The organism is Flavobacterium limi (assembly GCF_010645075.1).
GTDB classification, from domain to species: Bacteria; Bacteroidota; Bacteroidia; order Flavobacteriales; family Flavobacteriaceae; genus Flavobacterium; species Flavobacterium limi.
The window spans coordinates 1-23,530 of sequence record NZ_JAADZV010000013.1; the positions used below are offsets into that span (position 1 = coordinate 1).

The following is a 23,530-nucleotide window of genomic DNA, read 5'->3' on the forward strand; positions in this document are numbered from 1 at the left end:
CAGGTGGTCACTTTGCTACGGAACGCGTGGTCAATTTACTCCGGAATTAGGTGGTCAAATTGACCGGTTTTTCCAATGTAGTATTAGAAAACAAGTCAGTATTGTTTTACCAGACAAGATCAGTAATTATGTGAAAACACTTGACATAAAAACCATAACTGACAAAAGCGCTTCACAAGCCATCGCAAGATTTGGTTTAGCAAGGCAGTTGGAAGTTTGTCAACCTCCTTTAAAAATATTCAATGATTTGAGGGAGCTTTGTTGGGAACGAGAGCAGCTGGTACATGAGCGTACAATGTTAAAAAATCAATTGCATGCAGAACGTACTTCTGCAACTTCAAGTAATAGCTCAGTCAAACCAACTAAAAAAAGAATAGCTGTTATTGATTTGCAGGAAAAAAGAAACAAGGGAAGAAATTACAGTACTTATTAAAGCTGACAAAGCTCTAGGGGAAAAGATGGAAATAGTATCTTCTATTCCAGGAATCGGAAGCCTAACAGCTGTAACAATTATCGCTGAAACTAATGGATTCGAGTTAATAAAGAATAAAAGACAGTTGGTCAGTTATGCAGGATTAGATGTAAGGGAGAAGACATCTGGAACTTCTGTAAAGTCCAAACCCCGGATATCCAAACGTGGTAACATGAATTTAAGGAAAGTAATGCACTTTCCTGCATTGGCTGCAATAAGGACGGATGAACGGTTCAGAAATATTTTCCTAAGAATAGTTTCAAAGCATGGCACTAAAATGAAAGCAATTGTAGCCATTCAAAGGAAATTACTGGAATTAACATACATACTATGGAAAAATAATGCCTATTACGATCCATGTTTTGATTACTATCTTGTTCCATCCGTAGCAATAACAGTATAAAAAAGTATTGAAACTATTTTTTTAAATTAAAAGGGTATTAGTTATTTGCTATTATCCAAGGATTCTATATGTTGAATTTAAAGAAATATTCTTTCAAATACATGGATTTATCCACAAAAAATCCAGTTAATTTGATTGACTTATAACATTCAATTTATTAGGCTGGGTTCGTTATTATTGGTATATTGCGATATTTAATTTTTTCATCTTAATATGCAGGATAAAATCAATTTTAGGATTTTCAAAGACTTTGTGCAATCAAGCAATTTTGGAGGTTTTCTCCTTTTTTTATGCGTCATAATTTCATTGATAATTGCAAATACGTCACTGGCAGTTCCATTACAAAATTTACTGGACACAAAATTTGGTTTTGAAAATAAAGCTATTCATCTCGATTACTCTGTCAGTATGTGGGTCAACGATGGATTGATGGCCATCTTTTTCCTGTTGGTGGGATTGGAAATAAAAAGAGAAATAGTCGAAGGTGAACTTTCCTCACCAAAAAAAGCTGTTCTGCCGATCATTGCAGCTCTTGGTGGAGCTGTCCTACCCGCTTTAATATATTTAGGTTTTAATTCAGGAAGTGAGACTGGTGGCGGATGGGGCATTCCAATGGCCACCGATATCGCTTTTGCACTCGCTGTTATTTCTCTATTGGATAAACGGGTTCCAAGCAGTTTGAAAATATTCCTGGCCGCATTGGCAATCGTAGACGACCTCATTGCTATTTTAGTCATTGCGATATTTTATTCAGAAGGAATAAAATTTGCTTATCTCGGATTGGCAGGAATAGGAATGATTATTTTGTTAGCTATGAACCGATTTAATGTAAAAAATCCTTACCTGTATCTCATTCCAGGTGTATTTATATGGTACTTTGTACATCATTCCGGTATTCACGCCACTATTGCTGGAGTATTGGTAGCGATGACTTTGCCTACAAATGATACTGAAGCAGAATCACCTTTAGAAACATTGGAACACGCCCTTGTAAAACCTGTTAATTTTCTGATCATTCCCATTTTTGCATTCGCTAATACCAATATCACGATTCAGCGGGAGATGATTGAGGGATTGACCTCTCCTTTGGGCTTGGGGATTTCTTTAGGACTGATTTTTGGTAAGCCGATTGGGATTGTGACAACATCTTTTATCTGTTCTAAATTAGGAATCGGCCAACTGCCGGAAAACAGCAAAATGCTGCATATGTTGGGATTGGGACTGCTTGCCGGAATAGGCTTTACAATGTCTATATTTATATCTATACTGTCATTTGATAACCAAATACTCATTGAGGAGGCTAAATTATCTGTTCTTATTACCTCATTAATTGCAGGCATCTTAGGCTATGTAATTTTAAATCTCTCCAGTAGAGCAAAAATCAGGAAGACTGGATATTAGATTTCGGTCTTCTTTCATAATGAAGACAAAGGTTAACTTTTTTTATCTTAGGTTAGCAATGGTCATATCTGAAGAATTGCTAAAACGGAAGTGTTTGGGTTCCCCAATTTTCTGTCTTTTGTAAATACTGTTATGGCCATTGTAAATACTGTTATGGCCATTGTAAAAAGTTATGGCCTGCATTAGCAGTAATGTATTTAAATTTGAAATAACAGGTAGCCCAATACAGATCCACCCAAAACCACAACAGCACTATTTAATCTTTTGTATCCAAAAGTTATTGCAATGCTCAAAACTGCAATTAACATCGTGCGCCAATCGGTAATTGTTTCTTTACTCATTTCGTAGCACACTGCTATGATTATGGCCACCGATGCTACATTCACAGCATCTAAGAAGGCAGACAATCCTTTAGAATTTCGTAGCTTTTTCATTAACGGATTAAGCAGTGCTACAAAAATAAATGAGGGAAGAAAAATAGCTATAGTTGAAATAATAGCACCTGAAAGCCCATTGATTTGAAAGCCGATGAAAGTTACCGATGAAAAAACGGGACCAGGCGTGAACTGACCTACTGCAATAGCATCCATCAATTGCTGCTTTGTGAGTAAACCTGTTGTTACCAATTCCGTATCTAAAAAGGCAAATAACACATATCCGCTACCATAAAGTATAGAACCAATTTCAAGGAAAGTCCAAAAAAGTTGGATATTGGTCGCTGTCCAAAAAGTTGCAGGTGTAAATTGAAGAAAGGTAAGCGGAACAATACTTTGCAAAGTATCATTTTGGCTATTCTGAATCTTGTGCAATCCAAATGATAACAAACCTGCACCAAACATTAAATAAATTTCATTCACTCCAAGCACCACTGCGAACAAAACAGCAATACAAATAAGACCGAAATTTATGGACTTGACAGATTGTTTTGCCAATGGATAAATTGCTGTCAGAATAATGGCTATTATAGCAGGTTTGATACCATAAATAAAAGGTTGTACTTCGGGTAGCTGTCCGTAAAGATTGTACAAATATGCAAAAACACCAGTGATAAATACCGCAGGTAGAATGAAGCATAAACCTGCTATTATCAATCCTTTCCAACCGCCTTTATCGTATCCTATGTGGATTGCCATTTCGGTACTGTTGGGTCCTGGAATAAGGTTGGTAGCACCCAGCAGATCCAAAAAATGCTGTTCGTTCATCCACTTTCGTTTGATCACCACTTCATCCCGCATCATGGCAATATGTGCTGCGGGACCACCAAATCCAATGACACCTAATTTACTGAAAACTTTTGCTATTTCTTTTAGCTTTGTTTTATGTCCCATTTGTTCCCAGAGTTTTGTCAGCCGACCAATCACCTCCACCTTTTATCAATAGAAAGATACTCCCCAAAAGCATAGCCCAGTCTGTACGGCTTCCGTGCATCATTTCCCAAAATCCTTTTTCTGCTAAAACCTCTGATTTGGTTGTTGCAATAGCAACAAGCATAATAACTATAAGTGGGATACTTGAAAGGCGTGTGAAAAGTCCGATTAGAATAAGAAGTCCACAAACAATTTCAAAACCTCCAACGAAACAGCCCAAAAATTCAGGAGCAGGCAAACCAATTTTTTCAAATCGCCCTGCTCCAAGTGTATCTGCAAATAAAAACTTCTGAATTCCTTCTGAAAGAAACACCGCACCAACCATCAATCGAATTAAGATTGTCGTTTTTGATAGGTCTGTCTCGATGATTTTTTTGAGATTCATTACTATAAAATTAACTATAATATTTCTTATTCAACCATAAACTTGCTTTGACTAAAAGTATCAATACCGGCACTTCAACCAATGGACCAATAACGCCTACAAATGCCTGTGGCGAATGAATACCGAATACCGCTATGGCTACGGCTATTGCCAGTTCAAAATTATTTCCCGTGGCTGTAAATGCGATTGACGCATTTTTATCGTAAGAAACTTTTAATGATTTATTGATAAAGAAACTCACAAAAAACATCAGTATAAAATAGATAACTAACGGGATAGCCACTTTTAGCACATCCATTGGCAGTTCCAGTATTTTATCGCCTTTCAAACTAAACATTAATACGATAGTAAACAGTAAAGCATATAATGTAATTGGCGATATTTTGGGTGCAAATTTTCGGTTATACCATTCTATACCTTTTGATTTTACAAGAAAGTAACGGCTTAGAAATCCGGCAAAAAATGGGATCCCTAAGTATATTAATACGCTTTCTGTAACATCTCTCATTGATACACTTACATTGAAATTGGCCAAGCCTAATTTTGAGGGCAATACATTGATGAATAACCAGACTAAAAAGCTGTAAGAAATTATTTGAAATATGCTATTTAATGCTACTAACATAGCAGTATATTCCCGGCTGGCTTTAGCCAGATCACTCCACACAATGACCATTGCGATACATCTTGCCAAACCTATCAGTATCAAGCCTGTCATATAATCGGGCTCGTTCCGTAAAAACAAAACAGCTAACCCGAACATCAATACTGTACCGATAACCCAATTCAGCAATAACGATATTCCGATTACTTTTTTATCCTTAAAGGCTTTAGGTAGTAATGAATAATCCACCTTTGCCAATGGCGGGTACATCATTAGTATTAATCCTATTGCCAATGGAATGTTGGTGGTACCGACTGACAAGCTGTTCGTAACACTGGAAATACTTGGGAAGAAATAACCTAAAAATATACCTAATGCCATTGCAAGGAATATCCATAAAGTTAGGTAACGGTCAAGGAATTTTAATTTTGCTTGCATGACTTATCGGCTGATTTTTGAAAAGACATAAAACATTTCGGCTGCTATCTGCAAACCTCTTTCAGCATATACCTTTGACTGCTCCGGCGTATTGTCCGAAATTTTAGGATCTTCAAATGTAATAGGTATTCTTTTTTCTGCTCCTGCTATAAAGGGACAACCTCCATCTGCCTGCGAGCAGGTCATAATAGCTGCGAATCCGGAGACTGGATTGAAAGGGCTGTCGTATTTTTTGGAGAAACCGATTATTGGCAAAGCATTTTCACTGTATTTTATAGCATATACAGGATTGTTATCGTCTGCAATTTTGAAGATACTAAAGCCCTGATTAGTCAATGTTTCTGCTACTTTAGGAAATAGTGCTGTTTCTTCTGTACCTCCTGAATAGCAAATCACATTCTCAATACCGAAATGAGAAGCTGCTACTTGTGCCCAAACCTGTGATAGATGGCTCCTTCGTGAATTATGGGTACAAATGAAATTTATATTTATTTGTTGTTTTTTATTTATTTTTAACTGAATAAAATCAATCAACGGCTGTAAGGTACTTTTACGCTCATCGTTATTAATTTTCCCCCATTCTAACTGTTGAATTGTCTCTGATAATATTGGATACATAAATATTCTATTTAAGGGTTTAGCAGCATCCTGAATTTGGAGTGCAGGAATTTGATTGCTTTGCAGTTAATTCGGAAAAGTTTTTATTTCGTTTTTCGGATGGAATACCGCAAGCATCCTGAGCTAAGCAGGCAGTAGTTTTATTTTTAAGGACAAACGTATTTCCGTTAAAATCCAAATCATATTTGCCAATTGTATCGTTTTGATATTCCACTTCTATCTCAGCATCTTCCACTCCTAATTTTTCTTCCGAAAGTCTAATTATGCTTAACAGCTTTCCTGGTTTCAACCTGTGTTCAAAGTCATCGGCATTCCACAATTGAAAATTGACTGCTTTTTCTTTACGGATTACTCCGCCACAATCAATGAAATTTTTAATGATTTGTCCCACTTCGGTAACGTGAAAGTGTTCTGGAACAAATGTTCCATTTTCTAATTGAAATTCAACATTCTCTAATGTTGGTAAGATTTCTTTGATTTCTGATAATTTCATAATACTAAATTTTTAAAATAATAAAAATGATACTTAATTTATAAGCGTTATATAGCAATATAACGATATTAAACAGAAAAAAAATGCCTTAACAGCATTGCTTTACGTTTACATCCTGATTGAAAAAGCCATTAAATTCCTCTTGAAATTGTTTCCATACCTTTTCGTCAATACAATAACAAACTGATTTTCCTTCAATTGAACCTTGAATAATCCCAATGGCTTTTAATTCTTTTAAATGTTGTGAAATAGTTGCCTGCGCCAATCCTAATTCCTCAACCAGATCATTACAAATACATGCCTTTTGGTTGATAATATATTGCAGGATTGCTATTCTGGCAGGATGCCCTAAAACCTTAAGAAGCGACGCTAGCTTGTTTTGCTCGTCCTTATATATTTCTGTTTTTGTAACTCCCATTTCTATATTTATTTACATCGCAATATTACGATATTAAAATCAAATACAAAAGATTTTCATTCATTATTTTTGAAGGCTCACTATTGAACCTGCAAAAGTCAACAAAAATTATAAAAAAACTTGGGTCATAACACCAAATCTTTTCTTCGGCCACCCAGAAAAGAAGCCCGCCAAAAACAGCATAAGGGATACAGAATCCCTTTAAAAAACGCAGCGGATTTGGTAAAATAGCGGGAACTGCATTTTGGCAAAGGCGCTCCACCGCTTTAAACGCAAAAAGACGCTCCGACCGCAAGGAAGGAGTGTCTTTTTGCCGCCCGATTAAGGGCTTATCCAACTGCAATGGGCTGAGACCTGAAATCTTTCAGGTTCAGAAAAAATCCCCTGTTCGCGGTCATGCCCTCCCGAAAGAGGTTCCACAAAAGCGAGCATCCCATCTGCGCCAATGCCGAATTAATAAACAAATCCTGTTTTTCGAGCGCCTCGGCAAGCGAACAGCTTGGCGTGTTGTCCAATGCTTCCGACTGGTTTAAAAGTTCCCCGAATTCCTCTGTCACAAAAGGCAGACGCGCCACTGTTTCAAACTTCTCTGATTTGGGCTGTGCAATCTCCCCCACCGTGGAGAGTATAACCTGCCCCGTGCAGGTGCTGTTGCCAAAGTCCATCCAGTATTTCGGGTCGTCCCTGTGGTTTCTTTGGTTGCTGTTTTTTAAAATATCGGCAGTTTCAAAACGGGATTCTACGCTGTCCGTACAGGTAATGTAAATGGTTGCTTTCGCATTTGCAGGCAGTTTTCCAAAACTGTCCCTTTGAAATTTAACTGTTTCCGCTTTCCAGTTTGTGCCCATAAAGCGGTTGGCACGGTTGATAAGCGCCACGGATTTATACAATCCTGCCTCAGAGGGCGCAAAGCGCTGTCTGCCGAGGTTGGCATTTGTGATAACATCATCATCCCATAGGCGCACCGAAAGCCCTGCATGCCCGAGAGCGGTGAGGCTGTGGTTCATTTCCATAAGGGCGGTCAGCAACTTTGAGCCCGTACCGCCCGCCCCGATAAGGTTAACGGTAAGGGGATTTGTCGGGCTTATCAGGTAAGGGTCTGTAAAATGTATCTTGGTTTTCATGGCAATAAATTTTTAAGTGTATTGTTGCTTCTTTTCAAAATTGCTGTCGGAAAAGCTCTCCCCGATGCGACAAGGTCTTTCCACAGGCTCACGCAGTTGCCTTTTATTGGGCTGTTCTCTCCCATAAGGTGGCTGAAATAGCTTCGGAAGAAATAGTGCTCCCATGCCTTTGTAAACTGCTCAACGCAGGAAGATTCTTTTATATCAATGCTTACCGACCCCATGCACACCCTGCCGTCTTCATTAATGTTAAAAAACGGTGCATGATACAGTAGTGTTTTTTCCGTGGGTCTGCGGTTGCCCATAAGCGCAAATACCCGAAGGCTGTTTTTGGTTGCCTGCCAGACCATGGCAGGCACAAAAGCCTGCCCGCTCGGAATCCCTAGACCCTCTATAAAATACAGCGGTCTTTTTTGGGGTTTGGTATGCCATATCACAGCTCCTTTGTCCCTGCTTGGATGGATATGAAGAATGTTTGTCGGCAGAATCCCGCCCGATTTTAAAAAGGCGGTCTGCTTCATTTTTTCTGTTATAAGGGCTTTTGCGAGCGCTTCGGCTTCACGTTCTGTAAGCGGATGGGCATTGATGGGCGCACCGTTTTTATCCATATCAAAATGCTCGACATAAACCTCTTTATCTAAAGTATTGCTTTCATAGAAAACAAGGGCTGATTTGGGGTGGTAAAGCGTTCCAAAGTCCTGTGTAATATCAGTTATATTATTCATTTTCGTTGTTTTTTATAGTTATAAAGCAAAGCGCACATATCGTCCAAAAGGGCAAACAGTCGGCTTTCAAAATCAAGGCTGTTCCCTGTCAGTTCATTTGCGTCAAAACATTTTACAATCGTGGGCTCATCCATTGTACCGTACTCGTTGAATTCGCTGTTGATGCTCTCCTCAAGACTTTCATACAGCCAGCCTTTGGTATCGCAGATAAAGGATATGTACTTTTCCATGCCTATGCGCTCACTTTCCGTTTCTTCATCTTCATCCGCGTAATTCATGGGTGCATTTCGAAAAATGTTTTCGTTGGGATAGTCGGCAAATAAGGCAAAAGCTTTTCGGGCTATATCCAAACAGACCTTATCAAAAGCATCACGGCATTTAAAAGCATTCAGCCTTTTTTCAAAAAAACTTAGGTTCATCAAGCTGAAAATCTTCTGCTGTATGCTGTCTCCAATAAATTCCGCCCTGTCAAACTCTCCGATATATCTTTCGTTTTCCTCCCTGTCCTCGTCCTGTTCCGTCCATTCCCTGTGCATCTCGTAGAGCCAATACACGTAACTGCCCTGCTCCCTGTAGTACGGAATCTCTGCGATATGGTACAGATAAGCACACACCGATAAAAGCAGGTGTGCATTTTTCTTGTGATTTGGGTCTTTGAGCATCTGATAGATCGGCTGTATCGGAATATAATAGAGGGTTGTCCCTGTATTGCATTTTTCCTCGCTTGTCAGATAGGTCTGCTCTGCGCCCTGCAACACCCGCAGTTCAAAAAAGTTCGATACGCTTTTTTTGAGCTTTTCCTGCAAATCCCAAAAAGCGACTGCCGTATTGTACGGAAACCCTAAATGGCGTGTTGCCATCGGCATAATGCCGTAATGCCCTGCAAGCCTTTCAAGGGAGGAATAAAAATCGTCCTGCATTTTTGCAGATTCTTCATTAGCCTGCACCGTTTTGACTTGTTGCAGTACAGGCAGGAAAGAAACCTTTAGAAAACCATCGGTAGCATCCCCGCAGGCACTGACCTTGGTTTGTTTTTCTGCACCTCGCCCGCATCTTTGGGTCTCTGCATCCAATGCATAAACCCTGCGAGCTGTGCGTGAAGCTGTTTTTGTCTTTTTCCCTCGGGCAGTTTGACTTTTCCCGAAATAATTGTCTTTTGCATACTTCATGGCTTTGGATTTTCGGTTATCCTTTTGTCCCCATTACCGTTTCAAATCGGTACTCCACCGCATCGTCCCTGATGGCAGGGGAGGATATTTTCGCGGTGGTCAGTATGGGATATGTCGGTGCATAGAAATTCAGCACCGCCTCGGTGCTCCATCGCGGTTCGGGGTCAGTAAGCCTTATTTCCTGCCCCTTGTCTTTGAGTATAAAAACCCTCTGCAATTGTGTCGATAGTACCATGACTGCTGTGTTTTAGTTAATATTCGGGCTCGTCGGGGTCTTCTTCCCAATATTCCGCTTCATGGGTTTCTGTTTCCTCTTGCTCTGCCTGCTCGTCTTCCCCAGTGTAGCCGTGCTCGGGGAAAAGCGCTTCTTTTGGCGGTTCGGTCGCTGTCTTCTCTGGCGCACTGCCAAAAAGGTCGGGCGCGAATTTCGCAGACAGTTCGGCTTTTCTTCTGCGCAACTGCTCTGCTTTTAATGGGAATTCGTGGATTTCTGGCACTTTCATCCATGCCTCTCGGAATTTCCCTTCCTTTTCAAGCTCGTCGGCTTTAGCCATCGCATCATTGAACTTTTTGTCCTTTGCTTCGGCTTCCTTTTTCTGCCTGTCTTCTTTTTCTTTTACCATTGCCGACTGCTTTTTGGTATTTTCAAGCTGTTTCATATAGCCTTCCATGTCCACCATCAGCCCCGAGGCGCTTTGCATGGGCGCTGTGATATTCTCAAAAAAGCCTTGGTCGAGCTCCTCTGCCGTTCCGCGCAGGCTCAGCGGTGGTATGCTGTGCTTGGCGCTGTCCCCGCAAGCCTCGTTCTGTAGCATGACAAGCACTACAAGCCTGTCCTCTGTCGCTTTGGCTACGGTAATGTGCAGATCCCCAATAATGTCCATCTGCGCTATCTGATTGAAAAAATTAGTATCCATTGCTGTAAAATTTTAATTGTTTATTGCTGTTTTTTTAATGACTATAGATTTTATAATTCCGATAGGAATAACACTTTTTAAAAGGCTGTTGCGCTTTTGGAAACAGCCTTTGTTTATCCGCCTGCCTAATTCAGGTTGAGGATTTGCGCCCCGTCCGTCTGAAAAGCCGTGCATAAATCAAACGCCTTTTGGGCTTTTGACTGGGCTGTGCCTCCCATAACAATTGAATGCAGTTTAGCTTCATCATCTTTATATCTGCGTACATTCTGATAGTAGCCCGTCACGCCATTGTATGCCCCGAAAAGCGTTCCTTTAGTGGTTTCCGTCTGCTGTGATTCGCTCGCCATGGCATAGGCAAAAGCATCCTCGACGGTATTTTTAAATATGACGGATACTTCATTTTCAGCCCCTTTTTTGATTAAAGCAAGGGTTTCAGCATTGGGACATAGTGCCAGCTGAATCAGCTTTTTAACCTCGTTATCTGTCACCTTTACTTTTGTCCACTCATTAAAAATTCCTTCGAGCTGACCGCTGAGCCTGTCCGCGAGCCCTATCACTTTATGGGCATCGTCCAAACGCTGTTTTGCCCCTGAGGTATGGCGGATGCGCACCACGTTGCTCATCGAGCGCAGTGAAGCATTAAGGGTATTTTGGCATACGATGCGGATGGGCGTAAAAGCCGCTGTGATGCTTCCGCTCCCGTCATGGGAGGTGGTCAGGAAAATATATTTTTCGCACACGTCATCCCCTTTGCCTACACGGATATAATCAGGGAGTTTGGCGGTAATAAAAATGCGTTCCCCCTGCCCGAGCGCCCCCGCCGTCTCGTAGAGTATGCCGTCACCACCGCCCACGACGGCATCAAAGAAGCCGAACGCCTCACGGTTCTGTACGATATGGTAATCTTTCCCGACTACGCCCAAAACGGCATTGCTGTCGGTGCGTATGGTGGCAAAACAGTCAGGGACTGCCAGTTCCGTGCTTCCCACTTCAATACCTTGACTTGTTACGAGAATTTCCGAACCCTTGGTGTAAAGCGGGCTTTTAGCCACCTGATAATCAAGACCTGCATGTCTGATAGCTTCCGAGCTTGTCGGATAGTCCTGTACTATCTGACCAAGCCCATGCCACGCTTTTTCCTTCACGCTGAAAAAGGAATAATTCCCTGTCTTGCTGTTGTAATTGATATTATGTGCCATGATGTTTGATTTTAAAAGTTGAACTTAAAATTGTTTCTAACGGTTCACTGCCTGCTCAAAACGGGAGGTCGTCCTCAGGCTCTTTTACGGCAACCTTTTTATTTTCTGGCTGTTCCGCAGTCTGCCCACTTTCCAACGTCTGCTTACCATCGGATTTTCTGCCTCCCCCATGCAGTTTGATATTCGATGCATTGAAGGTCAGCCCCGCACGCGGTTCCCCGTCATTCCCTGACCACGCCCTTGCGCTTACCATGCCTGTAAGTTCCACCACTGTGCCTTTGGTCAGCCACTCGGCAACCCTTGGGCTTATCCAGTAGGCGCAGTCGAAAAAGGTAGTCTGCTCCACCCTGTCGCCTTTTTTGTTTTTGTAACTCTCGTTGATGGCTATCGCAAAATTCACCACCTGTCTGCTGTCCGACAATGTGCGCACCTGCGCATCTCTTGTCAATCTTCCTGTAATGTTCATGATTCTGATTTTTAAATATTTATATCCAATTAATTATCCTATTACTTTGATAGCTCATTTATTCATTTATTCATTTATTCATTTATTCATTTATTCATTTTTATACTTTTATACTTTTACTTCCGCATTTTATTTGCCCCGCCCCGCTTTGATCTGCGCCCCTTATTTTATCTTTTTTGATTGTATTTTTTTTGGAAATTTATTCGGCAATGAGAGCTGGCGCTGTTTTGTTTCATCACTTCTTTAATCACTATTTCAATTCCCGTTTCTGACATTTTTTTTTATTCGTCTAAAGAGCCGCAGTATGCTGTGTTTTGTTTCATGAGCATAAAAAGGTTAGTGTCCGCCAAAAGCAACGGCTCTTCTTGAAAATACTACCCGAAGGGATGGAGATTTTCAAGGAAGACCTGAAAGGCCCGGCCTTGCTTTTGGCAAAGGGCACGGAGTTACCTTTGCTCATGCAATAAGACAGAAGCATACCGGCTTTTTAATCAAAAAGATAAAGGGAAGAAATTGCGATGATGTGGATATAGAGCATTCTGGAAGAAAAGCAGTGTGCTCGGTGGGTGAATTAGAAAGCAGTCTTCTAAATATTCTTTTAATTCAGCACCGCCCACTGTAATTAATTATTGAAAATCCAGCTTGACAGCGAAAAAAGATTAGGTAATTATTATTATATTCGCTTAAAAATCTTACTAATACACAAATCCAGCTGGAAAAACCTATGCCGCCTTTGATGGATGATATAATGTAGGTATCCAAAATAAAAAAAACAAAAAGCAATGAATCAATTAATAGACAGCAGAAATCAAAATTTGTGGGATGACCTCAGTAATAAATTTAATATTTCAATTGAAAATTCATTTGAAAATAATTATGGCTGTTATGCTCAAAATGATAATGTTGTACTATATGTCACTTCAGATAATTTATGTAAAGATTCATTTACCCACGAATTGCTTCATGTATATCTAAGATCTAAAGACTGTTATATTGGTGCGAGTTTAACAAACTTTATAATTGGTGATTATATTTTATCAAGCATTTTATCAAAGGAATTAATCGAACACATCGGTAACAGTATGGATCATATTAAGATGTTGCCATTATATTTAGAAATGGGTTTTGATAGAAAGCTATTTATTGCTGATTATAATCTTTACAAAATCACCAATGAAGAAATTCAACAATTTGAAAGTTTTTACCGCAATGAACAAGAAATCAACTTGAGTTTAGTAGATCCCTATATAGGGCGAATTGTGGCAATTATCGCTGACCCAAACGATAATTTTGACTACACTGCAGACCTAATGAGACTTAAACAAATCGATTCAGAGCTTTTCGAAATAATTAAAAAAATGTTTGATCACTGGAAAGAAATTAAACTAGACGACAGAAAGATTTGGGATGATGACTACAGAACTGTTACTTTCAATTTTTATGAAGATATTAAAAAATGGATGTCTAATAACAATATTAAGTGATGCACTTCTGCTAACCGCCGTTGCATGATATTGTTGAATTTCGATAGTAGAAAATCTACATTTCACAAATAAGTATTTTGGCAATTATCGTGAAGCACGTCCAACATTGGCTACAATCATTATAACGAATATACTATGGAAGACACACTGAAGCAAATTGAAGAATTATTTAGTAATGCAAAATCAAAAAATGAGTTTCAATTTCTTTTAACAATTCTAAATTATAAGCATATTGGAAGTCCTGATGAAGCCTCAAATCTTAAAGAATGGTTCAGCGGATTAGAATTCTACAAAAAGCTATATAATGAAAATAAAGATTCCGAAAAAATTAGGATTGGCTTGCTTCTCTATTCTACATTTTTCGAGAACAGTGATTTTTATAACATAGTCGGTAGTCTTTGTTTAAACGCACTAAATTTCGGAGGGTCATCTCGTTTATTTTGGAAACAAAAAAACAAGAACGTCTTTTAGGAACTGGAGAAAAAATAAGAGCTATCAAAGAGAAATTAAGTGATTGTAATTATGACAAAATAATAGATTTTTTCGAAAATATGCATTACGAGCAGATTAGAAATACTTTCTTTCACTCAGCTTACGGTTTAAGTGATGGTGATTATATATTATTTGACTCTGAACCAATTAATATCGGCGGTACAATTCATTATAGAGTATCTATTCAAAATTTTCTAATTCCATTAATTGACCATGTAATTGCCTTTTTCGATAAGTTTAAAAATGAATATGTAAAGGCATTTGAAGAGTATAGGGCAGAAAAAAATATTAAAGGATATTTTCCAAATCTAAAAGATGTTGTTGTCCATGGTACAGAAAAAGGATTAAAAGGTATTACCATTAAAAAAACAGCTAATTTTTATGGGGAATGGCATGATGCAACTATTCTATTTGATGAAACTTATGGATTTTGGGCTGCTACAAATATTCATTTTAATTTTCCACAAGAAGAGACAATTGAGATTGATGAAACGCTAACAAGATATGAATCAAAGCATGATATTAAAACCACAAATGCAGAGTTTAACAACTTAGCTGACAAGATAACTGAGCGAAGATTAGAAAAAGAAATGGTCCGAATAATTGAACTGCTTGTAAAGTTTGGTAATCAAAAATATGATAAGTGGAAAAATGAAACAAATGATTTTAAAAAGAAAAGTATTAAAAAACTAGCTTTACCTTTTTACGAAAAAGTAATTGAAATAAATCAGCATCTTGATACAAGAGAAATTTTGAAACGAATTAGTGACCTAAAATAATTGGCAACTACCGCAACGGATTTTTTTTGGTGTCTTAATGAAAAGTTGTTTGATACCAAGAAGATTTACCAAATCAGAAGAATGACTTAATTTAATCCCAAACTCGATATAGTCCAAAACGTTATAAAAACCATTACAAAAACCTATTAAAATGACATTTCTTGAATTAGCAGAATCAGTTTTAAAAGAAGAAAATAAGCCATTAACATCATCCGAAATATGGAATATTGCTGTCAAAAAAGGATATGACAAAAGCTTAAACTCGCAAGGCAAAACACCTTGGGCTACGTTAGGAGCGCAAATCTATGTAAATGCAAAAGACAATCCCAAATCCATTTTTGCTAAAACAGATTCAAGGCCAAAGAAATTTTACCTTAAACTAATGGCAAACACCATTGATATAGATGACAACACAATTCCAGAAGATTTACCGCCAGCAAAAAAGAAAAAATTTGAGTACTTAGAGAAAGACCTGCACAAGTATCTAACTTATTTTGCTTATTACCATATGCATTGTTATACAAAAACTATAAAACATCACGTCTCAAACAAAAAAGAATTCGGCGAATGGGTGCATCCGGATATGGTAGGTTGCTATTTCAGAATGGAAGACTGGAAAAAGGAAGTTAACGATTTCAGCAATGCAATTGGCGTGAGATCAATCGTATTATATTCATTTGAATTAAAACGAGAATTGAGTTTTGCGAATTTACGGGAAAGCTTTTTCCAATGTGTCTCCAACTCTTCATGGGCAAACGAATCTTATTTAGTTGCTGCGAGAATCTCTGAAGATGAGGATTTTTTTGACGAGTTATCAAGGTTGTCAGCCTCATTTGGTATTGGAGTTATAGAATTGGATGTTGATGACCCGCACTCATCTGAAATTATCATCCCGGCTAAACACAAGAAAAATCTTGATTTAGAAACTGTCAATAAACTCGCTATGAATAATGATTTCAAAGATTTTATTGAAACAGTAAAAATCGATTTAACAAGCAGAAAAATCCATAACAAAGAATATGATACAGTTGAAGAAATTGAAAAACTAAAAGCAAAATAATTGCAATTCATAAAGCTATTATACTGTAGCTAAGTATTGAGCGTAATGAATCTAATGTGCAAACCACAATAGGAGTTGCAACGATTTTTTAAAATTATCTTCAATTGAAATATGAGACTGCATACTTGATGAAAAAAAATGAGAAAAAGAAATTAACAGCAAAATAATAAATACAGGAAACGGCACTAAATTGGAAAGTATTACAGACTCATAACTAAATGCTTGGAATAATACCAACAATGACATCGCTAATTCACAAAATTTGCAAATATGAATGAAGAAATAAATCAAGATGAATTCCACGCATCACAGCGCTCAGTCGGTAAAACATATTTTTCGAAAAGTTTTCAGCCAGCATTTTCTAATTTTAAGAAAAAATTTGCGCATAAAATTTTAGACCATCAAGGAAACGAATTTCTACTTAAAAATGAAACAACATTAGGCCACACTTTAAGTGGTTTAAGACAGCTAAAAGCATTGTTTTTTCAAGATGATAATCGAAATATTGAAAAGCTAGTGATACAGCAATTTGATGTGCAGAGAAATCCTCTAAAAAATTCTACAAAAGAAGCTTCATTTCATGGTAGGGAAGTCGAACATCTCTACCAGTTTCTAAAAAGCATTAAAGAAGTCGAATTTCCAAATGACAACACATTTAATGTTAGTGATGCTGAACTTGCAAAAATGCTATTAAATAAAGAACAAGCAGTAAAGCTAATTGCCGAAAATTTAGAAATATTACAAGAAGCTTTAAGCAATAATGTCACCTCAAAAGATATTATCAATTTCGGTTATAGAAAAAATCAATTAGAAATTTTTGATAAACTTTTACACCATGATGGCTTTTTCGATGAGTACAAGGAGCAAATTAAAAATGAATTAAATAAAAGCCAGGGAGATGAAGCCGTTTGGCAAAAATTTTTCGAAAAAAACACTTGGATATTAGGCTACGGCTTAGATTATATTTTTAATTCAGAATTGGATGAAAAAAAATTAGAACAAGTAACATCTGGTTCAAATTTTTCAGCAAAAGGCAAAAGAATAGATGCACTACTAAAATCTCAAGGCGCAATTAATTCACTTTGCTTCTGCGAACTAAAATTAAGTTCACATTCATTATTAAAAGAAATCAAAAATTCTTATCGCGAAGAATCTTGGCAGATCTCTGATCATTTATCAGGTGCAATTGCTCAGGTTCAGAGAACGGTTCAAAAAGCTATAAAAGAAATTTCAACAAAAACGGAAATTAAAGATTCAGAAGATTATTTAACAGGTGAAGAACTTTATCTATACAATCCTAAAGCTTTTATCTTAATTGGTAATCTAAACGAGTTTATAAAAGATGATAAAATCAATGAAATTAAATTTTCATCTTTTGAAATGTTTAGAAAAAATTTAAAAAATATAGAAATCCTCACATATGACGAGCTTTACCAAAGAGCGTTTTATATTTGCCATAAAAAAGAAGAAATTGCTCAATGATATGAGCTTCATATATAACACATTACTATAGGTAGCTTTGCATGATTTATCATAGCAAGTTGACTGACGTTATAAAAACTAATCATTACTAGAACCAATTATATGTTTGAATTTCAAAAAGATTTTACCTTTAACGAAGTGTCTGAATGGATAACAGTCTATTATAATTTTTTTTTCAAACCTAGAATTACCATTAAAGATATCTTAATAAAAAATAAAGAGCAGAAAACTCGACAGTTTTTATTTTTCTTCTTTGTTTATGCAGCATCATTTATTTTTCTAAGTGTTGAAACTAGCCTGACAGCTGGTATAAAACCCGCAATTTTAAATCTTTTTTATATATTCCCGATAGCCTTTATATTTGGTTTAGTAAGCAGGTTTTTCGGTAAAAAATATATTGGAGGAACTTTGGCTTATATAATAATTTTTCATCTAATAGCCATACCAATAATTAATATTTTGACTGCCATTTTTTTTACTAGTGAAAATTATACTTATTATTTTATTCAAAATATTTTTTCAGCAATAAGTAGTTTTTATATGTTTTTATTTTTTGGCTATGCAATTGAACAAAAGTTTGGAAAAGCTACATTTATTTCATTGACAAATTTTTTAATAGTAAATCTTATAATACTCTGCTTTTTGAGAATTAATTTTGATCCATATAGTCAACCATATGGAGACACAGACTTAATATATCAAGAATACTCCAACTTAGTTAAACCATTAAATAACAAAGAATTAATACCAACATATAGAACAATCAATAACTATAATGATAAAATTTCAACTGATTTTTTACTACAGGAAGTAATTTCTGGAAAAGATGCATCAGGCTCTACTAAAAATAACGATAAATTTATTTTTAACATAGAAGAAAACATTAAACATATACAAGAAGCTACAACAAAACTTGCTTTCAATAGAAACAGAGAAATTGCATATGTGTGGCTTAACTACCTTAAAGAAGTACAACGAGAAACAAATTATAAAGTAAAGGATATATTCGAGTTGGAAGATTTGAAACCGACAAAAATGTTCTCAAAAGAAATAAATGGAAACAAACTTACATGTTACTATAAAAAAATTGATTATAAGAAAATGTTAGAGATGCAAGTTCATCTCAAATGGTATAATAATAGTATCATAGAAAATCATAACAAGTGTGTTTATCCGTCTAATTTATGCAATAGTATTTTAGTTTTTCCTAGCAACTTTCTCAATAATATAATAAGTAAATTACTTGGAGAAAAATCAACGGAAGAATTGAAATTCCAATTTGACGAATTAGAATAAACATCAGATTATCTGCAGCTGAATAAGAAATACGGAATCAAAAATCCTTTCGTCGCTAAGAAAACCTAAAATATTGCATCCAGACATTTAACTAATGATTATTCATCACGCTATCTCCCTAGCCCCGCTATCCGCTGCAATCTTTTACGCCGGGGTTCGGCGCAAAAGATTGCAGCGGATAGCGGGATAAGCTCCTAAAAAGCAATTTAAAATCGACAAATTGATTTAGGTCTTATCCAAACTCCAGCATCACTAAAAAGTAGATACTAAATCAATCTTTCTTACATTCACCCCTCCATCTACACCCTTATAGTTCAAACGGAGACATATGGATCCCCCGTATAATGACTTCCCTGAAATAGCGTCCGCAAAAGCAGCAAAAAGAGCCGCAGTATGCTGTGTTTTGTTTCATGAGCATAAAAAGGTTAGTGTCCGCCAAAAGCAACGGCTCTTCTTGAAAATACTACCCGAAGGGATGGAGATTTTCAAGGAAGACCTGAAAGGCCCGGCCTTGCTTTTGGCAAAGGGCACGGAGTTACCTTTGCTCGTGGAATAAGACAGAAGCATACCGGCTTTTTAATCAAAAACATAAAGGGAAGTAACTGTGATGCAGTGGATAAATGGAAAGCAGGAAGAAAAGCAGTGCGCTTCGCGGGTGGATTCCGTACAGCCTTCTAATCTGGTTACTATTGCAGAAACTGACCGCTGAAATTAAAAAGTAAAACTACTGCTGCAACAGCGAAAAGGATTTGGCATTTATTTCATATATTCCCTAAGAAAAGCTTAATAACGGCACAAAGCCGGCTGCAAAATGTCATACTGGTGCCATTTTATGGCTGGCATAAGGCAGCTATGTACCAGTTATGCCGAATTAAGCAGATAAAAGCAATTTGAAAACACAAACTTCTTTTTCGCAGAAAATCAAAAAGCAGAAGCGTAAAAATTAGAATATGAAAAGCAGAAACGGGAAAAGTTTGCCAATAAAAACCTAATATCGAGAAAAACAATCCGCAATAACAGCCATTTGGCACGATCATAAAATGAATGCATACAAAATAAATAAAGCGACAGCTAAGGACTCGGGATTAATTTCAGAATTAATCTGCGAGCTGCTAAAGGATTTCAATCAGCAAAGCGGAAGCAATTTTGTGATTGACGCATCTAAAATTGAAGATACCTGTAAAGAGCTATTGCCAAGAGAGAACTTCGCAGGATTCATTGCAATAGACAGCAGAACCAATCAAACTGCAGGGATGATAACAATTGCCCAAGGAACTGCCATTTACAACGGCGGCGATTTTGGCGTCATAACAGAATTATACGTTGACAGAAACATCAGAAGCAAGGGAATTGGAAAATTATTAATTCAGAGCGCCTTAGAATTTGCAAGAACAAAAAATTGGAAGAAAGTGGAAGTCGGCGCCCCAGCAAAGAGCAATGGCCAAGAACCGTTGAATTCTACAAGAAGAATGGATTTGAGGAAAAAGGGCCCAAACTTAGTATAGGGATATAAAAACGTGAAAGCTGGAGTTTGCCGAGAGAAACTTGAAAATATCGCGGTCAAAACCATAATTCCGTCAAAAAATAACCAGCGCATAACCGACTTTTGGCAATATGGCGGGATTCGCTTAATTTAAAGATGGTTTTGCAATTTATAAATTTGTTTTTAACCGAAACTCTAGTTTTTTTAATCTTAACTTCTCCAGACACGGAACGTTGTCCAAATTTTAAACAAAAAACTAAACAAAAAAAGCGAAAAAAGAAATTGACAGAAGTGGGGCTTTGCTTTTTTGGAATGCTCATTTTAATGGCATCGATAATTAGCAATCAATTTTATATGGACTTGATACCTTTACTGCCATAAAAAGCTAATGTTAATTTTAAAGATAATTCACCGCTCTTTGAAAAAAAGATTACATAAAAAAATAATTAAGGATGCATTTTTGCCAACTTATTTTTAGCCTCCAATTTTCGTTGGCACATTCAATTTTTGAATACATCGAATATGCTACAATAAAAAAAGAATGCATTCTGCTTTGAACTATAAAACTATTGAAGAATTTAACTAATTAGAAAAATGCAGCTTAACTTTTTCTCTGCTTTTTGTTTGCATATCCAATCGGAGATGTACATCAATTTAAATAGATGGAAAATAATAAGACATTCTGATTGGTTTAGTTCTTAAAGATATTTCTCAAAAACAGTGTATCTCGGCTTATAATTAATTTTTTGGGGCATGGTTTCATCATTAAAACTAAAGACTCTTGCTTCGCATCTGACCACACCCCTATTTTTTAATCTGTCTTCCATGTCAGACATAATTAAAGCTCCAATTCCTCTTCGCTTGCAGTTTTTATCAACAGCCAGGTAAAGAATTTCTGCTATAACTGAATCTTCAAAAAGCAAATTGTCTTTTATCACTGTCATTTTACTTAATGCAAAAGCCACAATCTTATCATCCTCTTCAGCTACATTAATAATCAGATTACTGTCCTGCCTAAAAAAATTATCAAACAGTACAAGATAGCGTTTATCGCTAATTTCATTTTTAACATCTGCACAATTTTCATAGTGCTTTGCATCCAGTTCTTTAAACATCGGCAGTATTGACTGCACATCTTCGGGTCTTGCGGGTCTAATTATCATTTTTAACAATTTCTATTAAAGTTATTTTCTCAAGATCGGTAATCTTATTGTAGATCTCTTCGGTAATATTCATTATATCCATGTTTGTGTCGTAGGCTGATCTTTCAATATCAGAGTATTCTGCATATAAAATTTTCTGGCTCAAGAGCAGCGTCTCCATTATTCTCAATTTGTTCTGCAGAAGGTCGGCTCTTGATTTCTCAATCTTAAGAGCATCATAATAATCTGCAATCTCCTCACGTAAGAGATTAATTTTTTCGATACTGTTCCTCTTATCCTGATCAAGACTAATACTTTCTATTTCATACTTGGCCTTACTGATTTCATATTCCGTTTTTCTCTTTCCGAAATCCAAAAGAGGGACACTTAATGAAATGGTAAAATTCTGGCTCTGGTTAGGATTTTGGAATATATCCTGATACTGGTCTGCAGCGTTATTGAATCCGACTCCTAATGCTAAATTTGCTGAGTAGTACTTAATGCTTTCGAGCTGTTTCATCTCCTTTTGCAGACCTGTTAAATTATTTCTCCTAAGGATCTCATGCACTTCCAGATATCTCTCGATGTACACATCTGCACTTTGAAGATCAAAAGCTAACCCAGGCACTGACAGCTTATCCGAATCAGCCAGAAAATCAGAATTGAAGAAACTATTTATTGATTTTATTTTTAACAGCTCCTCTTTTTTTAGAAAAACCTGATTTCGATATATATCCAAAAGCTTTAATTCCACATCAATGGAATCATATGGCAGCCTTTTTCCAGCACTGATAAGATTGGATATTACCTTTTTATATTTGCTGGCAGAGTTCCATTCGGCATTCAGCAGTGTCCTCTGATTTTTAAATTTCAGGAGCTCAAAATAATATTTTATTGCTGTTTTTTTTGTTTCAATACGCTTCTGAAGATATATGATATTATTGTAATTATATTTGGCTTCCTGAATTTTCTGCTCCCACTTCATATCATTAAAAAAAGTCAATGACTGGGAAAAATTTATTCCAAACCAAGATGCAGAGTAAGAAGTTGATCTTTGGGCTCCAAATAAATCCAACCTGTTTAAAGAATTAGAAACGGTAATTTTTCCTCCCGTAAAAGGTAATTTCTGCGATAAAGACAAGCTCACTCTAGAATTAGCCGAATTCGTTTCCTTAAATTCAAAAGTTCCATCTGGTTGGGCAACTTCCGATATGGATCTATTATAAGCGGGAAAGGTAAAGTTCAAGGCAACATCCGGCAGAAAGCCTTTGCGGAATAAACGGTCCTCATTTTTATTGAGGCTGGCGAACTTGGCCATTTTTAAATCTTCAATTGATTTTTCTGAATTTCTTATAAATTCGTCGATGGTGAATATTTTTTGGGAAAATATAGTGTTATTTGACAAACACAGGAAAGTGATAAGAAAAATTCGGAACATAGGGAAATATTAAAAAAACAGGATATAGTTATATCCTGTTTTTAAATTTAGAATTGTTACAATACTTCGTTTATAATAATTTATTTAAAAAGCCATCCGAATTTTTACTTCTTGACTTTAACGCCTAAACCATAATTAGGATTAGATATTTCTTTTCCATTTGCATCATGGTAAACCATAGCATAAGTTTCAAAAACTGCCTTTTCTTTGGGAATGGTAACATAATAGCTGCCATTGCCATAATTATTAAGCAGCTGAAGGAAACTGTAAGATTTTATGGACTTAGCCGAATCAAACACTTCTTTGTTTACCGTTGCTTTTTGAAGCATTGAATGCACAACCTTCTTATCCTTAACAAAAAGGAACATCGCCGAAGATTCTGGCTCCCAACGATAGTCAACATCTTTAGGAAGAGCAATTCCAAGTTCCTTTTCTGCCTTATCATCTAGATACATCGGCATTATTACAATCAGGGAATCCCAGTCAAAACAATTCACTTCATCCTTTAGGTTAATAACCTCGCCAATCTTATTTTGTTCGTTGACGTGCGGCGAAAGTTTTCCATTAAGCACTGTTAGGCATTCCGGATCACTCTGGCCTTTACATGAAAATAGAAATAGAAAAGACATTAATAAAGGATACACAAAACTTCTATTCAAATTGTTTCTCATCATG

The 23,530-nt window shown here is 36.8% G+C and carries 28 protein-coding genes; 11 read left to right on the plus strand and 17 right to left on the minus strand.

The window, feature by feature from the left end; genetic code table 11:
- The 3 genes from GXM16_RS22925 to nhaA form a co-directional block, all read left to right on the plus strand.
- On the plus strand, nt 1-433 hold a 433-nt coding region (locus GXM16_RS22925), incomplete at its 5' end, for an IS110 family transposase (RefSeq protein ID WP_244307527.1).
- The gene (locus GXM16_RS22930; RefSeq protein WP_229684403.1) at nt 384-875 is read left to right on the plus strand and encodes a transposase; all 492 of its coding nucleotides are present in this window, start codon (nt 384-386) and stop codon (nt 873-875) included. The genes GXM16_RS22925 and GXM16_RS22930, both read left to right, overlap by 50 nt.
- A gap of 213 nt (nt 876-1,088) precedes the next feature.
- Nucleotides 1,089-2,276, plus strand: coding sequence for a Na+/H+ antiporter NhaA (nhaA, locus tag GXM16_RS20485; protein WP_163396362.1), 1,188 nt, complete (start codon nt 1,089-1,091; stop codon nt 2,274-2,276).
- 197 nt (nt 2,277-2,473) lie between these two features.
- Here nhaA and chrA read toward each other — a convergent pair whose 3' ends face one another.
- The 14 genes from chrA to GXM16_RS20555 all read right to left on the minus strand — a co-directional run bounded on the left by chrA (nt 2,474) and on the right by GXM16_RS20555 (nt 12,199).
- Entirely contained in the window at nt 2,474-3,604 is a 1,131-nt protein-coding gene (gene chrA, locus GXM16_RS20490; RefSeq protein WP_163396363.1) for a chromate efflux transporter, read from the minus strand.
- Complete coding sequence (locus GXM16_RS20495) at nt 3,594-4,028, minus strand: DoxX family protein (RefSeq protein WP_163396364.1); 435 nt, start codon at nt 4,026-4,028, stop codon at nt 3,594-3,596. Before GXM16_RS20495 ends, chrA begins: the two co-directional genes overlap by 11 nt.
- A 10-nt stretch (nt 4,029-4,038) precedes the next feature.
- Entirely contained in the window at nt 4,039-5,070 is a 1,032-nt protein-coding gene (gene arsB / locus GXM16_RS20500) for an ACR3 family arsenite efflux transporter (protein ID WP_163396365.1), read from the minus strand.
- 3 nt (nt 5,071-5,073) lie between these two features.
- Complete coding sequence (locus GXM16_RS20505) at nt 5,074-5,688, minus strand: arsenate-mycothiol transferase ArsC (RefSeq protein WP_163396366.1); 615 nt, start codon at nt 5,686-5,688, stop codon at nt 5,074-5,076.
- A 19-nt stretch (nt 5,689-5,707) separates the two neighbouring features.
- Nucleotides 5,708-6,181: a DUF6428 family protein gene (locus GXM16_RS20510; protein WP_163396367.1), complete on the minus strand. Its 474-nt coding sequence runs from the start codon at nt 6,179-6,181 to the stop codon at nt 5,708-5,710.
- A gap of 88 nt (nt 6,182-6,269) precedes the next feature.
- A complete protein-coding gene (locus tag GXM16_RS20515; RefSeq protein WP_163396368.1) occupies nt 6,270-6,599 on the minus strand; it encodes an ArsR/SmtB family transcription factor in 330 nt (109 codons plus the stop codon).
- 25 nt (nt 6,600-6,624) lie between these two features.
- Nucleotides 6,625-6,936 carry a hypothetical protein gene (locus tag GXM16_RS20520; RefSeq protein WP_163396369.1) on the minus strand — a complete coding sequence of 104 codons (312 nt, stop codon included), beginning with the start codon at nt 6,934-6,936 and terminating at the stop codon, nt 6,625-6,627.
- Nucleotides 6,929-7,723 (minus strand): PRTRC system ThiF family protein, encoded by a 795-nt coding sequence (locus tag GXM16_RS20525; protein ID WP_163396370.1) that lies wholly within the window; start codon nt 7,721-7,723, stop codon nt 6,929-6,931. The genes GXM16_RS20520 and GXM16_RS20525 overlap by 8 nt, the downstream gene beginning before the upstream one ends.
- Nucleotides 7,720-8,448, minus strand: a complete 729-nt coding sequence (locus GXM16_RS20530) for a PRTRC system protein B (protein WP_163396371.1) — start codon at nt 8,446-8,448, stop codon at nt 7,720-7,722. The genes GXM16_RS20525 and GXM16_RS20530 overlap by 4 nt, the downstream gene beginning before the upstream one ends.
- Nucleotides 8,445-9,617, minus strand: a complete 1,173-nt coding sequence (locus GXM16_RS20535) for a hypothetical protein (protein ID WP_163396372.1) — start codon at nt 9,615-9,617, stop codon at nt 8,445-8,447. Before GXM16_RS20535 ends, GXM16_RS20530 begins: the two co-directional genes overlap by 4 nt.
- A gap of 16 nt (nt 9,618-9,633) precedes the next feature.
- Complete coding sequence (locus GXM16_RS20540) at nt 9,634-9,852, minus strand: PRTRC system protein C (RefSeq protein ID WP_163396373.1); 219 nt, start codon at nt 9,850-9,852, stop codon at nt 9,634-9,636.
- A gap of 16 nt (nt 9,853-9,868) precedes the next feature.
- Nucleotides 9,869-10,534, minus strand: a complete 666-nt coding sequence (locus GXM16_RS20545; RefSeq protein WP_163396374.1) for a PRTRC system protein E — start codon at nt 10,532-10,534, stop codon at nt 9,869-9,871.
- Between the two features lie 125 nt (nt 10,535-10,659).
- Nucleotides 10,660-11,733, minus strand: coding sequence for a DUF932 domain-containing protein (locus tag GXM16_RS20550; RefSeq protein ID WP_163396375.1), 1,074 nt, complete (start codon nt 11,731-11,733; stop codon nt 10,660-10,662).
- Nucleotides 11,734-11,788: 55 nt separating this feature from the next.
- Nucleotides 11,789-12,199: a single-stranded DNA-binding protein gene (locus GXM16_RS20555; protein ID WP_163396376.1), complete on the minus strand. Its 411-nt coding sequence runs from the start codon at nt 12,197-12,199 to the stop codon at nt 11,789-11,791.
- Nucleotides 12,200-12,981: 782 nt separating this feature from the next.
- On the opposite strand from GXM16_RS20555, the gene GXM16_RS20560 reads away from it, so the two are divergent.
- The 8 genes from GXM16_RS20560 (at nt 12,982) to GXM16_RS20595 (ending at nt 20,297) form a co-directional block, all read left to right on the plus strand.
- Nucleotides 12,982-13,683: a hypothetical protein gene (locus GXM16_RS20560; RefSeq protein WP_163396377.1), complete on the plus strand. Its 702-nt coding sequence runs from the start codon at nt 12,982-12,984 to the stop codon at nt 13,681-13,683.
- A 135-nt stretch (nt 13,684-13,818) separates the two neighbouring features.
- Complete coding sequence (locus GXM16_RS20565) at nt 13,819-14,154, plus strand: hypothetical protein (RefSeq protein WP_163396378.1); 336 nt, start codon at nt 13,819-13,821, stop codon at nt 14,152-14,154.
- The gene (locus GXM16_RS20570) at nt 14,124-14,954 is read left to right on the plus strand and encodes a hypothetical protein (RefSeq protein WP_163396379.1); all 831 of its coding nucleotides are present in this window, start codon (nt 14,124-14,126) and stop codon (nt 14,952-14,954) included. Before GXM16_RS20565 ends, GXM16_RS20570 begins: the two co-directional genes overlap by 31 nt.
- A 151-nt stretch (nt 14,955-15,105) precedes the next feature.
- Nucleotides 15,106-16,014, plus strand: coding sequence for a COG2958 family protein (locus GXM16_RS20575; protein WP_163396380.1), 909 nt, complete (start codon nt 15,106-15,108; stop codon nt 16,012-16,014).
- Between the two features lie 270 nt (nt 16,015-16,284).
- Nucleotides 16,285-17,496 carry a Shedu immune nuclease family protein gene (locus GXM16_RS20580; RefSeq protein ID WP_163396381.1) on the plus strand — a complete coding sequence of 404 codons (1,212 nt, stop codon included), beginning with the start codon at nt 16,285-16,287 and terminating at the stop codon, nt 17,494-17,496.
- A gap of 102 nt (nt 17,497-17,598) precedes the next feature.
- Entirely contained in the window at nt 17,599-18,792 is a 1,194-nt protein-coding gene (locus GXM16_RS20585) for a hypothetical protein (protein WP_163396382.1), read from the plus strand.
- A gap of 328 nt (nt 18,793-19,120) precedes the next feature.
- On the plus strand, nt 19,121-19,348 hold the full coding sequence (locus GXM16_RS20590; protein ID WP_163396383.1) for a hypothetical protein: 228 nt from the start codon (nt 19,121-19,123) through the stop codon (nt 19,346-19,348).
- A gap of 484 nt (nt 19,349-19,832) precedes the next feature.
- Nucleotides 19,833-20,297: a GNAT family N-acetyltransferase gene (locus GXM16_RS20595; protein ID WP_163396384.1), complete on the plus strand. Its 465-nt coding sequence runs from the start codon at nt 19,833-19,835 to the stop codon at nt 20,295-20,297.
- Between the two features lie 676 nt (nt 20,298-20,973).
- Here GXM16_RS20595 and GXM16_RS20600 read toward each other — a convergent pair.
- The 3 genes from GXM16_RS20600 to GXM16_RS20610 form a co-directional block, all read right to left on the minus strand.
- Nucleotides 20,974-21,438: a GNAT family N-acetyltransferase gene (locus GXM16_RS20600; RefSeq protein WP_163396385.1), complete on the minus strand. Its 465-nt coding sequence runs from the start codon at nt 21,436-21,438 to the stop codon at nt 20,974-20,976.
- On the minus strand, nt 21,428-22,735 hold the full coding sequence (locus GXM16_RS20605) for a TolC family protein (protein WP_163396386.1): 1,308 nt from the start codon (nt 22,733-22,735) through the stop codon (nt 21,428-21,430). The genes GXM16_RS20600 and GXM16_RS20605 overlap by 11 nt, the downstream gene beginning before the upstream one ends.
- Before the next feature lie 224 nt (nt 22,736-22,959).
- Nucleotides 22,960-23,529 (minus strand): hypothetical protein, encoded by a 570-nt coding sequence (locus GXM16_RS20610; protein ID WP_163396387.1) that lies wholly within the window; start codon nt 23,527-23,529, stop codon nt 22,960-22,962.
- Between the last annotated feature and the right edge of the window lies 1 nt (nt 23,530).